This window comes from Carboxylicivirga caseinilyticus, assembly GCF_050589785.1.
Classification (GTDB): Bacteria; Bacteroidota; Bacteroidia; order Bacteroidales; family Marinilabiliaceae; genus Carboxylicivirga; species Carboxylicivirga caseinilyticus.
In genome coordinates this window covers 14,042-29,246 of record NZ_JBNGOX010000020.1, presented here as the reverse complement: position 1 = coordinate 29,246, position 15,205 = coordinate 14,042, and the positions used below count along the sequence as shown (strand labels likewise).

Annotated in this window: 15 protein-coding genes; 8 read left to right on the top strand and 7 right to left on the bottom strand. The window is 34.1% G+C overall.

Features of this window, described 5'->3' with window-relative positions; translation table 11 throughout:
• Positions 1-25: 25 nt before the first annotated feature.
• The 3 genes from ACRD62_RS11670 to ACRD62_RS11660 are packed head-to-tail and all read left to right on the top strand — an operon-like array spanning position 26 to position 4,528.
• Positions 26-1,414: a glucoamylase family protein gene (locus tag ACRD62_RS11670; protein WP_430820290.1), complete on the top strand. Its 1,389-nt coding sequence runs from the start codon at positions 26-28 to the stop codon at positions 1,412-1,414.
• A 10-nt stretch (positions 1,415-1,424) separates the two neighbouring features.
• The gene (gene bglX, locus ACRD62_RS11665; protein WP_430820289.1) at positions 1,425-3,737 is read left to right on the top strand and encodes a beta-glucosidase BglX; all 2,313 of its coding nucleotides are present in this window, start codon (positions 1,425-1,427) and stop codon (positions 3,735-3,737) included.
• 5 nt (positions 3,738-3,742) lie between these two features.
• Positions 3,743-4,528 (top strand): carboxylesterase family protein, encoded by a 786-nt coding sequence (locus tag ACRD62_RS11660; protein WP_430820288.1) that lies wholly within the window; start codon positions 3,743-3,745, stop codon positions 4,526-4,528.
• A gap of 68 nt (positions 4,529-4,596) precedes the next feature.
• Here ACRD62_RS11660 and ACRD62_RS11655 read toward each other — a convergent pair whose 3' ends face one another.
• The 4 genes from ACRD62_RS11655 to ACRD62_RS11640 form a co-directional block, all read right to left on the bottom strand.
• Complete coding sequence (locus ACRD62_RS11655; protein WP_430820287.1) at positions 4,597-5,190, bottom strand: NAD(P)H-dependent oxidoreductase; 594 nt, start codon at positions 5,188-5,190, stop codon at positions 4,597-4,599.
• Positions 5,191-5,257: 67 nt separating this feature from the next.
• A complete protein-coding gene (locus ACRD62_RS11650) occupies positions 5,258-5,824 on the bottom strand; it encodes a YceI family protein (RefSeq protein WP_430820286.1) in 567 nt (188 codons plus the stop codon).
• Between the two features lie 30 nt (positions 5,825-5,854).
• Positions 5,855-6,232, bottom strand: a complete 378-nt coding sequence (locus tag ACRD62_RS11645; RefSeq protein WP_430820285.1) for a hypothetical protein — start codon at positions 6,230-6,232, stop codon at positions 5,855-5,857.
• A 134-nt stretch (positions 6,233-6,366) separates the two neighbouring features.
• Positions 6,367-6,951 carry a Crp/Fnr family transcriptional regulator gene (locus tag ACRD62_RS11640; RefSeq protein ID WP_430820284.1) on the bottom strand — a complete coding sequence of 195 codons (585 nt, stop codon included), beginning with the start codon at positions 6,949-6,951 and terminating at the stop codon, positions 6,367-6,369.
• Positions 6,952-7,077: 126 nt separating this feature from the next.
• On the opposite strand from ACRD62_RS11640, the gene ACRD62_RS11635 reads away from it, so the two are divergent.
• The 5 genes from ACRD62_RS11635 (at position 7,078) to ACRD62_RS11615 (ending at position 11,928) form a co-directional block, all read left to right on the top strand.
• Positions 7,078-8,358 (top strand): acetylxylan esterase, encoded by a 1,281-nt coding sequence (locus tag ACRD62_RS11635; protein WP_430820283.1) that lies wholly within the window; start codon positions 7,078-7,080, stop codon positions 8,356-8,358.
• A gap of 63 nt (positions 8,359-8,421) precedes the next feature.
• Entirely contained in the window at positions 8,422-8,730 is a 309-nt protein-coding gene (locus tag ACRD62_RS11630; protein WP_430820282.1) for a hypothetical protein, read from the top strand.
• A 328-nt stretch (positions 8,731-9,058) separates the two neighbouring features.
• Positions 9,059-10,651 carry a sulfatase family protein gene (locus ACRD62_RS11625; RefSeq protein ID WP_430820281.1) on the top strand — a complete coding sequence of 531 codons (1,593 nt, stop codon included), beginning with the start codon at positions 9,059-9,061 and terminating at the stop codon, positions 10,649-10,651.
• Between the two features lie 126 nt (positions 10,652-10,777).
• Positions 10,778-11,263, top strand: coding sequence for a hypothetical protein (locus tag ACRD62_RS11620; RefSeq protein WP_430820280.1), 486 nt, complete (start codon positions 10,778-10,780; stop codon positions 11,261-11,263).
• On the top strand, positions 11,263-11,928 hold the full coding sequence (locus tag ACRD62_RS11615) for a GDSL-type esterase/lipase family protein (protein WP_430820279.1): 666 nt from the start codon (positions 11,263-11,265) through the stop codon (positions 11,926-11,928). Before ACRD62_RS11620 ends, ACRD62_RS11615 begins: the two co-directional genes overlap by 1 nt.
• A gap of 90 nt (positions 11,929-12,018) precedes the next feature.
• On the opposite strand, the gene ACRD62_RS11610 is transcribed toward ACRD62_RS11615, so the two are convergent.
• From ACRD62_RS11610 to ACRD62_RS11600, 3 genes are all read right to left on the bottom strand, one after another.
• Positions 12,019-13,338 (bottom strand): FISUMP domain-containing protein, encoded by a 1,320-nt coding sequence (locus tag ACRD62_RS11610; RefSeq protein WP_430820278.1) that lies wholly within the window; start codon positions 13,336-13,338, stop codon positions 12,019-12,021.
• Between the two features lie 269 nt (positions 13,339-13,607).
• On the bottom strand, positions 13,608-14,288 hold the full coding sequence (locus ACRD62_RS11605; RefSeq protein WP_430820277.1) for a hypothetical protein: 681 nt from the start codon (positions 14,286-14,288) through the stop codon (positions 13,608-13,610).
• Between the two features lie 196 nt (positions 14,289-14,484).
• Positions 14,485-15,084: a hypothetical protein gene (locus tag ACRD62_RS11600; protein WP_430820276.1), complete on the bottom strand. Its 600-nt coding sequence runs from the start codon at positions 15,082-15,084 to the stop codon at positions 14,485-14,487.
• Positions 15,085-15,205 lie beyond the last annotated feature (121 nt).

The window sequence follows — 15,205 nt, the reverse complement described above, 5'->3', positions numbered from 1 at the left end:
GCTTAAATCGTTAAAAAATAACAAGATGAAATATCGAAGTTACACAAGTGTTTTAAATACAATTATATATCTGTTTCTGATACTTATTTTGACAAATTGTGGAACAGCTTCGCAAAAGTCAGGTGTTTCAAAAAATACTGAAGAAGATAGTAAACAGTGGACAGATGAAGCATTATTGGATACAATACAATATCAAACCTTTCAGTACTTCTGGGGGGGAGCAGAACCGAATTCAGGTATGGCATGTGAGCGTATTCATATGGATAATATTTATCCTCAAAATGATCAGGATGTTGTAACGCTTGGAGGATCAGGATTTGGTGTTATGGCAATATTAGTTGGAATTGAAAGAGGTTTTATAACCAGACAGGAAGCCTTAAATCGTTTCCAACAAGTAGTGACATTCCTAAAGGGTGCAGATCGTTTTCATGGGGCCTGGCCACATTGGTTAAATGGTAAAACCGGTAAGGTAGTTCCATTTGGTAAAAAAGATAATGGTGGTGATTTAGTTGAAACTGCATTTATGATACAAGGTTTACTAGCTGTAGCTGAATATTTTAAAGATGGAAATGCTCAGGAAGAGCAATTGGTAGCCGATATTAATAAATTATGGAAAGAAGTTGAATGGGATTGGTATACAAAGGGTGGAGAGAATGTTTTATACTGGCATTGGTCGCCAAATTATGGTTGGGAGATGAACTTTCCTGTGGGAGGATATAACGAATGCCTTATAATGTATGTATTGGCAGCTTCATCACCAACACATCCCATTGATCCCGAGGTTTATCATCAGGGATGGACTGTAAATGGTGCCATAACAAATGATACGGTTTATTATGGTTTACCAACAATTTTAAATTATTACGAGCATAACAATGATCCAATTGGACCTCTGTTTTGGGCCCATTATTCCTATCTGGGTTTAAATCCGTATGGTTTAAAGGATAGATATGCTGATTACTGGCAGTTGGTATCAAATCACGCCAAAATACATTATAAATACTGTGTTGATAATCCTAAAGGATACGAAGGGTATGGATCTGATCAATGGGGATTGACTTCCAGTTATTCCATGACAGGATATGCAGGTCACCATCCTGGTGAGTCTGATTTGGGCGTAATTTCTCCAACGGCTGCCTTAAGTTCTTTTCCATACACGCCAAGGGAATCAATGCAATTTTTGAGGTATTTATACATCGAAGCGGATTCACTTGTTGGACCCTATGGCCCATACGATGCCTATAGTCAGTCTGATAACTGGTACTTACCTCGCTATTTGGCAATTGATCAGGGACCTATTCCTGTTATGATTGAGAACTATCGAAGTGGCTTGTTGTGGAAGTTGTTTATGCGAAATAAAGATGTTCAGCAAGGTTTAGACAGGCTGGGTTTTACAATTGATTCGGTCAATTAAAATCATGATTATGAAAAGAAATTTGATTTGGATTGCAGTTACAATGGGAATTTTATCATCATGTACAAATGATGAAAATTCAACTCTTAGATGGAACAGTTATAGTGGAGATCCAATAATTGAGCACAAAGTTGATTCTGTACTTAATTTAATGACCCTGGAAGAAAAAATAGGTCAGATGAATCAGTATTCAGGCAATTTTGCAGCTACTGGTGAAGTGAGTGATAACCAATCGGGCGAATATCTTAAAAAAGGTATGATTGGTAGTACTTTTAATGTTTTTGGAGCTGATCATTTGCGAATGCTTCAGGAACAAAATCTGAAGTATTCAAGACTTAAAATACCCATGTTGTTTGCGGCTGATGTTATTCATGGTTTAGAAACAACCTTTCCCATTCCATTGGCAGAAGCCTGCTCATGGGATTTGGATTTAATGGAACAGACAGCAAGGGTAGCAGCTGAAGAAGCAACAGCATCCGGTGTAGCCTGGAATTTTGCTCCTATGGTAGATATAGCACGCGATCCGCGATGGGGAAGAGTTATGGAAGGTGCAGGAGAAGATGTTTTTTACGGAAGTCTGGTTGCACGTGCCCGTGTAAAAGGTTTTCAGGGAATTAATGATTATACTGATTTTACTAAAAATAATACAATGATGGCCTGTGCCAAGCATTTTGTAGCCTATGGTGCAGCTCAGGCAGGTCGTGATTATAATTCGGTTGATATATCTGACCGAACTTTACATGAAACATATTTACCACCGTTCAAAGCTGCTGTGGATGAAGGTGTGGCCTCTTTTATGACTGCTTTCAACGATTTGAACGGAGTACCTTGTACAGCTAATAAATACATTTTTAACGATATATTGAGGAATGCATGGGGATTTGGCGGTATGGTTGTTACCGACTATACCGCTATTATGGAGTTAATCGACCACGGATATGCCAAAGATTTAAAGCATGGAGCTCAATTAAGTCTGGATGCAGGAATTGACATGGATATGATCAGTGAGGCTTTTGTTACTCATCTTAAAGAATTAGTTGAAGAAGGAAGTATTCAGGAGTCTCAGATTAATGTTGCAGTTTCGCGTATCTTAGAAATGAAATTTCTTCTGGGTTTGTTCGATGATCCATATTTGTATTTTAATGAGCAAAGACAAACAGATGTAATAAACAATCCTAAACACAAAGATCTGGCTCTCACAGCTGCTCAAAAATCAATTGTGTTGCTTAAAAATGAAAATGATATACTTCCTCTGGAATCATTAAAAATGAAGAGTGTGGCTGTTATTGGTCCTTTTGTCGATGAAAGGGAAAGTTTGAATGGAGAGTGGGCAATTAAAGGAGATAGAAGTAAATCTGTTACATTAAGAGAAGGACTTGACGCTAAATATGCAGGAAGCAATGTCAAAATAAACTATGCTCAAGGCACAACTTTACCGCTTATCGATAGATCAACGGCTCACGTTTCAAAAGTGAATATGCCCGATAAAAAGGGATTCTCAGAAGCATTAAGAATTGCTAAACAAAGCGACGTAATAATTGCAGCCATGGGAGAAAATTATCATTGGTCAGGTGAAGCCGCCAGCAGAACAGATATCACTTTGCCGGGTAATCAACGCGAATTGTTGACGGAATTGAAAAAGACAGGTAAACCTATTGTTCTCGTGTTATTTAATGGTCGCCCATTGGATTTATCGTGGGAAGATGAAAATATGGATGCGATTGTTGAAGCCTGGTATCCGGGATTAAAATCAGGCGAAGCTATTGCTGATGTTCTAGGTGGAGACTACAATCCATCAGCTAAGTTAGTTATGACCTTTCCTAGAAATGTAGGACAGATACCAATTTTTTATAGCTCTAAAAATACTGGCCGTCCTTTTAATCCGGATCAACCGGCAGATTATCGATCGTCATATATCGATTCTGATAATTCACCTTTATATCCTTTCGGGTACGGACTGAGCTATACGCAGTTTAGTTATTCAAATCCTGCATTAAGTTCCACAATTCTGGAAAAAGGAAAAACAATTAAAGCTTCCATCGAAATTAGAAATGCCGGTAATCGGGATGGGGAAGAGGTCGTTCAATTATATATTCGTGACAGAGTAGCATCAGTTACCCGACCAGTGAAGGAATTAAAAGGATTCAAAAAAATATTTCTTGAAAGCGGAGATTCAAAAACCGTAGATTTTGAGATCAATGAAGAATTGATAAGTTTGTATGATAGTAATAACAATTGGGTAGCTGAACCCGGAGAATTTGATATTTGGATTTCAACCAATTCTTCTGATGAGAGTAACCATTTAACCTTTGAATTGAAATAATAATCATGCGAATTTATAGTTTATTTATCCTGATATTTTTTGTTGGAACCTTATGGGCTCAGGAGTATGATGCCTATGAGAAAAAAGTATTCATTGAAGGTACTGATACCCTTCAATATCGAATACTTTATCCCGAAAAAATGAAAGAGGGCAAAAAGTATCCTTTGATATTGTTTTTGCATGGAGCAGGCGAAAGAGGTGATGACAATCAGAAACAATTGACACATGGAGGTAAATTATTTCTGGATAAGAAAATACGTAAAAAGTATCCTGCAATAGTTGTTTTTCCTCAATGCCCGGATGGAGTCATGTGGACCAACCGACAAAAGCATCAAAACGAAGATGGTGAATGGATTTTTGAATTTCCGGTTGATAATAAAGCTCCTTGGCCAACTTTATTGGTCGATCAATTGGTTGATGAAATTGCTCAACGCAAACAGATTGACAAAAAAAGGATGTATATAATGGGTATTTCAATGGGAGGTATTGGTACGTTGGAATTTCTACATCGATTTGAGAATAAATATGCTGCAGTAACTGTAATTTGTGGTGGGCATAATCCTGAATTGTCAAAGTCATACCAGGATAAACCGATTTGGTTTTTTCATGGAGGAAAGGATAATGTTGTACCTATGCATTATTCGAAAGACGTATTTGATAAAATTCAAGGCTATAATTCGAAAACAAAATATACTCTTTATCCAGAGGCAAATCACAACAGTTGGGATGCTGCATTGGCAGAACCGAAACTTTTACATTGGTTGTTTTCAAAGAAACTTAATCAGAAATAAAATATATGAACAGGCGAGTAGCAAATATTCGCCTGTTTGTTTTTGAAATTGGTATAATTCACCAATAATTATAATGCTTCAATAGCTTCTTTAGCACGGGTTAATTGTAAATCTAAAAGACTTTCATTTCCGGTTGCGGCATGTATAAACTGGTAATCTTTTATACCCATAAAGTCCAATTCGATTTTAAGAATGGTTTTTAAATTATCCATAAATCCATATTCTCCCTTGTAACTACCCATGCTCGTATATAGTGCTGTAAACTTCTTTTGAGTCATTAGTCCAATTTGCTTACCATCTTCGTATTTAAATGTTTTCCCATTTTGCATAATTGCATCAAAATAGAGCTTAACAATACCCGGCAATGAAAAATTATGCATTGGAGTTACCAGAACTATCCAATCTGTATTCATAAATTGCTCAGTGTAAATATCCATTTGTTTGATAGATTCAGCAAGCTCATTATTCAATGTTAAACCTCCATAATTTCTCATTTTATAAGCTTTCATCGAAGTTTGATTAAAAAATGGAGGAGGAGTTTCGATCAAATCGGTTTCAGTTATTTCATGCTCTTTATTCATCTTCTGTTTAAAATGATTGAGCAAGGTAAGTGTGTTGGATGTGTCTCCGGATGGCAGGTATTTTACAATTAAAATTTTCATTTGTTCATTTTTTATGGGTTGAGTAATAATAATGCAGGATTCTTGTCCTGCATTATTTTATTGATAATTAAATTGCTAAGTCGATATCCAATATAAAGATGTCATCAATTGCTTTGTCACCCAAGTTATCAAAGAACGAGCCTGAACCATAGCGTACATCAAATTTTGATCTGTCAACTTCAATTTGAGCTGTATACCCCTTGCCCTTTTTAACTGCATCAAAACTAATATCTTCACTTTTACCTTTGATCGTTAAAGTACCACTAACCTTAACTTTATCATCTGATTGTTCAGAAACTTTTGTGATAACAAACTCAGAAGTTGGATATTTTTCTACTCCAAAGAAATCATCCGATTTTAAATGGCCAACTAACTTTGCGTTGTATCCTTCATCTTCCAGGTCAGTGTTTGTAATAGAATTCATATCTATCACGAATTTACCACCTGAAAGTTTTCCTTTTTCAAGCACCAGGTATCCATCTTTTAATTCAATTTCTCCCGTATGTGATCCTGCAATTTTTTTTCCAGTCCAAACAATTTTAGAATCCTCTGTTTTAATTTCTTTCTTTTGTGCGTAAGTAGTTACGCTTGATAATACTAATAGAGCTGCTAATGCTAATTTAACTGTTTTCATACTTCAAGTAATTTATTTGTTTATATTTAATTATTTACTGTAATAATATTTCTCATTAAATATTTCACCTTCATTGTTCCAGCATTGAACTGTTAAAATTGACATTGATTGGTGTCCATATTTTTCATGAGTAAATTCCAATTCCCATTCTATCACGGATATTTTCTCACTAATAAGCGAATTGACAACTTTAGCATTTTGGTAATCAATTAACCCGGTGACAAAATCTTCCTGTAATTTTCTACATCTGTCCTTGCCTTTAATGGGTTCATTATCATTGTTCTGGATAATAATACCCTCAGCATAGAACTTTTCAAAAGCCTGCAGAATTAAACGATCCTCAATCATCGTATTTAGGTATTTAACCCTATCATTAAGCGACATATTTTTTAGATCAAGTTTCCGCATTGACTGTTTTGATTATTAATTACAATGCAAATTTATGGCACCAGAAAACCAATCAACTTGATCTATGTTAAGAAATGAAATTGATGTAAGTTAAGTCAGTGCTTAACCATCATTAAAAATGGGGAAGTAATATTCTATTTTTGACGTCTTATTCTGCTTAGACTTTCTGGCGTAATTCCTAAATATGATGCAATGTAAACCAATGGCACTCTTTGAAACATTTCAGGATTCTCTTTCAGCATATCAGCATAACGTTCTGTGGCAGGTTCCCACATGGTAGCATTCAATCTCTTTAAAGAATTTAAATACGCCTTTTGAAAAAGGATTCGGAAGTATCTTTCCAATGCGGGAACTTCAACATATAATTTTTCAAGTCTATCATATGAAATACGCAGAAGTGTAGTTTCTTCCAATGCTTCGATGTAGTAGTTGGATGGCTTTTTACTAAAAAAACTTTCAAGATCACTTATCCAGTTATTATCCATTCGAATCTGAAAAATATGCTCAATACCCTTCTCATCTGCATAATACGAACGCATACAGCCTTTTATAATAAAGTAGATATGATTACATACTTCGCCCACAACCAAAATGTCTTTTTTCTTTTTAATGGTTAACGTATCAAAAGAAGATAGTATGGTATGTTCATCACATTCATTAATCTTTGTCCACTTTGATAAATAGTATAATAACTTATGATCCGGCCTCTTGTTTTCCATGTATTCGAATATATAAATAAGATACAATATAAAGCCTTTTAGGTTTATTAAAATTAAAAATAATACCCTGTATCTTTAAACTAATTCAATGCAGGTTTTATATTTATATCTGAAAATTTAGAAATAATGAAAAAACTACTACTTTTTGTCCTTATAGTAATTAATTCGGTTACTTGGGCACAAAACTCACCAGCACCAATTAAGATGGTAGACATTCTTCTATCACCTTCAAATGGGGATTGGAATTATAATATTGGTGAGGATGCAATAGTTGAAATTAGCGTTTTAAAATATGGCGTTCCCATAAACAACATTGAAATAAACTATGAATATGGTCCTGAATTATTGAAAGCTGATAAGCAAGGTAAACTGATATTGCTTAATGGTACAGGAAGTTTGAACATTGAAACAACAAATCAACCTGGATTTCGACAACTAAAAGTTTGGGTTGAATTGGATGGATATAAATATAAAAACCAGATTAATCTTGGTTATTCTCCTGATAAAATCAAACCAACACAGTTATATCCTGACGATTTTGAGAGCTTTTGGACTAATGCCGTAAAAGAGTTAAGAACTATTGGTTTTAAAACAGAGCTGAACTATCTGCCGGAATTCTCTACTGAAAAGGTTGAAACTTTTCTCATGAAGATGAGTACTGGGTTGGGTAAGAAAACAATATTCGGATACTTGAGCAAGCCTAGAGAAGAAGGTAAATATCCGGTTTTGTTTTTGCCGCCCGGAGCTGGAGTAAAACCAATAAAACCATATCTAGGATTTGCTGAGCAAGGTTATATAAGTCTTAGTATAGAAATACATGGAATCAATCCAATGCTGGATAAGGAAATATATTCTCAAATAAGCTCGGCTTTTGGCAATTACGTAATTTCTAATTTGGATAATAGGGATGAATATTATTATAAAAATGTTTATTTGTCGTGTGTGCGTTGTGTTGATTACTTATGTGGTTTATCTGAATTTGATGGTAAGAATGTTTTTGTGTCGGGAGGAAGTCAAGGGGGTGCACTTGCCATTGTTACTGCAGCATTGAATGAGAAAGTTACGGCACTGGTTTCATTTTATCCTGCTCTTTGCGATCTTACGGGTTATTTATATGATAGGGCAGGTGGTTGGCCACATATGTTTCGTGATGAGAAAATCAGATCAGAATCACGCATTAAAACAAGTGCATATTTTGATGTTGCAAATTTTTCCCGAATGCTTAAGGTTCCTGGTTTCTATTCTTGGGGATATAATGATACAACCTGCTGTCCAACATCGGTATATTCAGCCTTTAATCTGATTACATCACCTAAGGAGAAATGGATTACACCTGTTTCGGGACATTGGCGTTTTCCAGAGAGCAATGAAAAATCATTGAATTTCCTGAAAAGACAAGTAAAGTAGCTTTATATCTAACAGCGAAACATATAATAATAGTGTGCTTGAGAAATTTTCTATTTTTGCGGCATGAATATTCAATCACACGACGCATTAGATCAAGTAAGGCAGAGTATACAATCGTTAGATCCTTACGCAGACATCTATGTTCTATTTCCTGCTTCGTATACTTATGATCAAAAAATTGATATCTATGTTCTAACGCCCAAGGCTGTTGATTATGCGTTGGAACAACAATATATCAATGCACGATATGCGGCGGAAAAACTTTCCACTATGGAAATAAATATTCATCTAATTAATAAAACTGAATGGCATCAGGATTATAATGATTCAAAATTATACGATCAGGTGCATAATGAAGGTGTTCTTTTGTAGTTAGTAGTATTTGATTAACCAGATGTTTTAAAACGGGTTCTTAGGTTAATAAACGAACTGCTTTATCGTTTTTTGTAAGGCTTATAGGTATTATTTAGGATTAGATTGCTTATTAATTAAATTCTTCTGCGATTGCAATTTTTAAGAATGAATATCATTAAAATGAGGATGATATAAAATTTTGCAGTAACTTCAATGGGTAAATAAGTAAGTCGAGATACTCTCCTTATTTATAAAAAAGCTTTTGAATCATATTCAATTTACAATTTTAACATTCGCTATGAAAGTTGAATTTGAATAAATCGAATAAAAACATAATCAATACCCAATGAAACAAATAGGTCAGTTTTTAATGTTATTGCTGTTTGTAACATTTATAAGCAGTTGCTTTAGTTCAGGATCAAAACAAAATAGCGTAAAAAAGAAGCCAAATATTTTATTCATTTTTTCCGATGATCATGCATTTCAGGCGATAAGTGCATATGGCGGTCGTTTAAAAGATGTTGCACCAACCCCAAATATTGATCGAATTGCTGATGAAGGAATGTTGTTTAACCGTTGTTTGGTTACAAATTCTATTTGCGGGCCATCAAGGGCCACAATTATTTCTGGTAAATATGGGCATCTGAACGGATTTGTCTCAAATGAAGGAGGAACAAGGTTTGATGGCTCTCAGCTTACATTTCCTAAAGTTCTGCAACAAGGTGGATATAAAACAGGTATCGTTGGTAAATGGCATTTAGGTTCTGATCCAACAGGATTTGATTACTGGGAAGTTTTACCGGATCAAGGGTTTTATTATAACCCTAAGTTTATAACACCCGATGGAGTTCACGAAGAGACCGGTTATGTAACTGAAATTATAACGGATAAAGCCATTGATTTTTTAAATAATGCCAGTCAGTCTGATCAGCCATTTATGTTGATGGTACAACATAAGGCTCCTCATCGCGAGTGGGAACCGGGTCCAAATGAATTAAGTCTGTATAAAGATGTAAACTTCCCTGAACCTGAAACAATGTTTGATACTTATGAAGGGAGAGGAAGTGCTGCCCACGAACAGGATATGACTATTGCAGTAACCATGCGGATGGATCGGGATTTGAAGATGTTTGAAAATGAAAAATTAGGCACAACAACACGCTTAAATGAAGAACAGGAAAAAGCATGGGATGCAGTATATGATCCAATTATAAATTATTATAAGGAGGCTAACTTAACGGGTGATGATTTAGTGCGTTTTAAATATCAACGTTATATGCAGGATTATCTGGCATGTATTGCAGGTGTCGATAAAAGTGTTGGGAAAATCCTGAATTACCTTAAAGAAAAAGGTTTAGACGAAAATACCATTGTAGTTTATTCTTCTGATCAGGGATTTTATTTAGGAGAGCACGGTTGGTTTGATAAACGTTTTATGTATGAAGAATCGTTACGCACACCCTTGTTGGTAAAATGGCCGGGAGTAACTAAACCTGGTTCAAAAAATAGTGATATCGTTTCTAATCTCGATTTTGGTGAAACATTTCTGGATATGGCAGGATTAGAGGTGCCTGAAGAAATGCAGGGTGAAAGCTTTGTTCCCATTTTAAAAGGGAATACCCCGAATGATTGGCGTAAAAACTTTTACTATCATTATTACGAATATCCAAGTTGGCATATGGTAAAACGTCATTATGGTATTGCTACTGAACGGTACAAGCTAATACATTTTTATTATGATGTGGATGAATGGGAATTATATGATTTGCAGGAAGATCCAATGGAAATGAAGAATGTATATAATGATGCAAATTATTTATCTGTTCGTGAAAATCTTCATCAACAGTTGAATGAATTAAGAATGAAATACAAAGACTCAGATGAATTAACCCAGGAATATCTTCAACAAAGTCTTAAAAACCTTAAACACTATCAATAACCAAAAAGCTTAGGTTCTAATTCAAAGTACTTATTTGTTTACCATAGGGATTAAATGATGTTCGTATTGATAAGATACTATATATCAATTAAATTCTTATCTTTAGTACGTTATTAAACCCGAGCTATGGAACTAAAAGAATTAAGTATCAGAAATAATATAAACTCTGATAATAGATTGCACAAAAAACTTAATTACCTTAAAAAGTTATTGCTGGAGTTAAGTAAAAAAGATCTTCCATCTGATATTGTAGGAAAGATAAATAGCGTAATAGAAGAATTAAATTCCTTTACAGGATCAAATAATGCTTTGGGCAAGAAGCTTTTGAAATCTAAAATTTATATTATAAGACTTGTAGAGAAGGAGCTAAAGCTGGTGCCAAAGAACCTGTATCTTATACGCTGGATGGCTATAGGAATGTCAGTGTTTGGTGTTCCTATGGGTGTGTCTTTTGGAATGGCATTGAGTAATATGGCTTTTTTGGGTATAGGTATTCCAATAGGAATGGTACTAGGATTAGCAATTGGTTCAGCAATGGATAAAACTGCCGCAGACAATCAAAATTTACAGCCTTTAAACAAATATTTTAAACGATTGAAAACGATAGAATAATGAAATACATAAAATTAGTTTCAGCTCTTATTTTTCTTTTTTCGTGCACTACTATACTCAATGCCCAGTATGACCCCCACGTCAAGTACGGGAAGGCTATTGATGCTTTCGAAAAAATGGATTCGGTAAATCATCCTAACGAAGGTGGAATTTTGTTTATTGGTAGCTCATCTTTTACCAAGTGGCAGGATGTTAACGATTATTTCCCTGATAAATATATTATTAACAGAGGTTTTGGAGGTTCTCAGATGAGTGACTTGTTATATTTTAAAGAACGACTGATTTTACCTTATAAACCAAAGCAAATAGTTGTTTTTGTAGGAGGAAATGATATTACGGCAGGAGAGAAGGCCAGATCGGTTTTTAAAGAGGATAAAGAGTTGGTAAAATGGACATTAAAGCAATTTCCTGATGTTGATTTTTTGTTTCTTTCATTAAAACCTACACCTAAACGATGGGCTTTGAAAGATGAAATGATAAGACTAAGTAAGAAACGAGAAAGGTATGCCCTTAAGAATAGACAGGTTGATTATGTAGATGTATGGACTCCTTTACTAAATGATGAAGGAATGCCTAAAGAGGGGATTTATATTGCTGATCAATTACATCTGAATGCCAAAGGATACAAAATATGGCAACAAGTTATGGCACCTTATTTAAAATAAGTTATTTCATTTTATTCTGAATTAATTACTTTTTTAAGTAAGAGGCTGTCAAACAGCCTCTTACTTAATTTATATATATGCTTATTGAAGCTAATCTTTTACACAGCGAACAGATAAGCCATGAGATTTTTGAGAATCTTCGGTACCTAATCCATAACTATCTGATGACAAATACCAATTATAGGCATAATTGCTATCCGATTCTGTAGAACTCCACCATGTTGCACCATCCGGCTCAGAAAATCCTTCACCTTTATGTCGAACTCCGACTGACAAAGCCGTAAATCCACTTTTATTGTTTTTCGATAAATCTATGCCGATGAACCCTTCTTCATAATAGTATGATTGCCATCCACTATTGGAAGCCAACGCCTTGGCCACTTTATTCTCATTTCTTGAGCCATCATAATTAAAACCATTATTTATTAAATAGGTCAACATTTCATTCCATTCTTCATCGTTTGGGACATGCCAACCAACAGGGCATGCACCCTGAACCAGATTATCACCAACCTGATATTCTCCATTCACTGCTGCTCCATATGTATAGAGAGCTCCATAGTTTAAATCGGCATTATTATCAAAAAAACAATAAGCCTTCGCAGTACTGCTGTTATCAAGATTATCCCAGCTATTATCACTGGTAATATTGGCAATTGGTGTTCCATCTGAATAGGTGGTTGTCTTTAAATTTTTTGCCATCCACCATTGATTACCAATCTGAACAATGGGATAGGTGTTATTATCACCATCTTTGCATTCGTAAAGTTCTACATCAATGGTTTTTGATGCTTCAGGTACGTCATTTAATATTGTAACCAGGTTGCCTTGTCTGATTTTCATGGAAACTATATCTTCTGAAGAAATATTTAATACATTTTCAGCCTGCGTCGACTTTAAAACCTTCTGATTACTGTTTGTCGATCCTTCATAGGTAATTTGCCCAACACCCGATCCCGTCTGTATTACTTTAATACTTTTCCGGCTATTTTCGGTAATTAAAGAAACAATATAAACACCGGGATTATTTGCAGCAATTCTAAAATGGTTGTCACCAGATTTAAGAGATACACTTATTGATTGTATAACCTCACCGGATAAACTATTAATTGAAATTATGCCACTCTGATTACGATCTGATTTGTAAGTTAATGTTGTACTGCCATTAAATGGGTTGGATGCAATTCTTAAGGCGTCTGAAGCTGAAGTGCCTTCAATGTTTGTTGATATACTTCTGAAAATAATAGCTTCAGTGCCTGAGACGGTGATTGATTCGTTAGTTGTTAAGTTGGTAGCAGTTATTTCATCAATAGCAGTGGCATCTCCACCAGCTGTAAAATTTATAGTATACTCCTGAGCAATTAAATTACTAATGAATCCAAATATTAAAACTGTAAATATGTATTTCATAATTTTCTATTTTTGATTGTTACAAATGGAAAAAAACTAGTGTTTAATGATTAATTATAGTAATTAACCAAAAGTAGAAGTCTGCGCTGGCAGAGTAAATCCCCCAAAAGGGGGAAATATTTAAATTTTTAGATAGAAGGTTGAAAAAAGGAAGAAAAACAGTTTGGAAAATGAAGGAGTTTTAATTCTAGGAATTTAATCAAAATAGCAATTGATTCTGATTGAAGTATAGTAATATATTACTCAATTCGAATCGTGTTTGATACTTTCTATTTAAAACTAATTATAAACTCCCTATGAATTTGATGACCATGATGATAAAGCTTGTATTCATAACCATCAGTATCTTTAGTAACCAGTGATATATTGTCTAATAACACCAACGCCTTTCCTTTCCCGCATTGACAGTGCAAACCAATAGCTCTACCATTATTATCGTTACAAAACACAGTCCATTTATTTGAATAATCTTTAAGATACAAACTATTGGTCAATCTACTTTGGATAGGCACAGTAAAGAGCATTTTTTGTAATTTTAGTGAGCTTGATATCGCAGGATTCCAAAGTATACTTTTCATTGATTCTCCAATTCGTACAGAATAATCAAAAGGGAAATTACTTGTTTTATTATCAAATATTAAAGAACCTGAAAAATCAGATAAATCTCTATTCAAGTCAAAACTAATTATAAATATTCCTCCATTGAAAATATAGAGTTCAAGTATATTGGAAAGCTCTTCTGTCAAGCAACTGCCAAAATCAGTATTTTTCCATTCATCAGCAAATGAACCATCCAGTATGACTTTTTTATAAAGACTAAGATCTCGAGAATTTACTTCTAATACAGAAGTAAAATCTATATTTTCATAATCTTCAAAGGCCTTACGCGTTTTTTTATACCACCATCTTTCGGAGCAAGTTAAAATGAGAGTCCTGTTTTTTGTTTTCAATTTAAATTCATGATTAAATACTTACCAATACATCAGTTGCTAGTAAACTAAACAATAATATGCCTATTACTTATCAAAAGTATTAACACACCGAACAAACATGGCGACATAACTTTTTGCGCACTATAGAATTGATTTACCAAACACAACTAGCAACTTTTGTTTTATTGCAAGCTTACTATATGTAGTTTTTTCTTTAGTCTGTATCGGTTATGTCAAGTAATGTCAGAATGTTATTTCTCTTATCAAATAATAGAATTGAATAGTCCCAGACTATTTTATAAAACCATCTTGCATTCTTAATTGAAAAAACGAACTGCAGTATTTCGTCAAATCGATTCTCGAATTCACTTTTAATAAAATTATTTGATACTATCCATGCTTCCTTTGGATCTATTCTATTGTAAGCACCACCGTATCCCAAAATTCTTGCAAGTAATCCTGATAGATCATAAATATCAGTGCAAGATTTAATCATTTGAATTTCAGGAATGCCTTCTATTTCCAAATCATTTCTATAATTATTTAGATTTTTATGGCTTATTATTCTCTCAACAAAATTAATTTTATTTAGCCTGTTTCGATATGCAAACCAGTTGAAATGCTCATTGCTCGTTAGCTTATATTTGTGTAATTGAATACCTCCGTTAATGTGAGTATATTCAATCTTTTCTTTTAATATTTCAGCATTATTGGACCAATTATCAAATGGTTTAAGTATAGTTTTCTCCCAAATATCAACACTCTGTTGTTGATTAGGTCGTTCTTGTTCCCAATTTATATTAAATTCATTCATATTTTGCCAATTAAGAGAGTGGTATCCCGGCAAACTAAAACAGTGAACTATGATCAATCTTGAATGTAATGAAAGGAAACAATATTTATCTTGTTAAATTGTTCCGTTGTGAATAACTAAA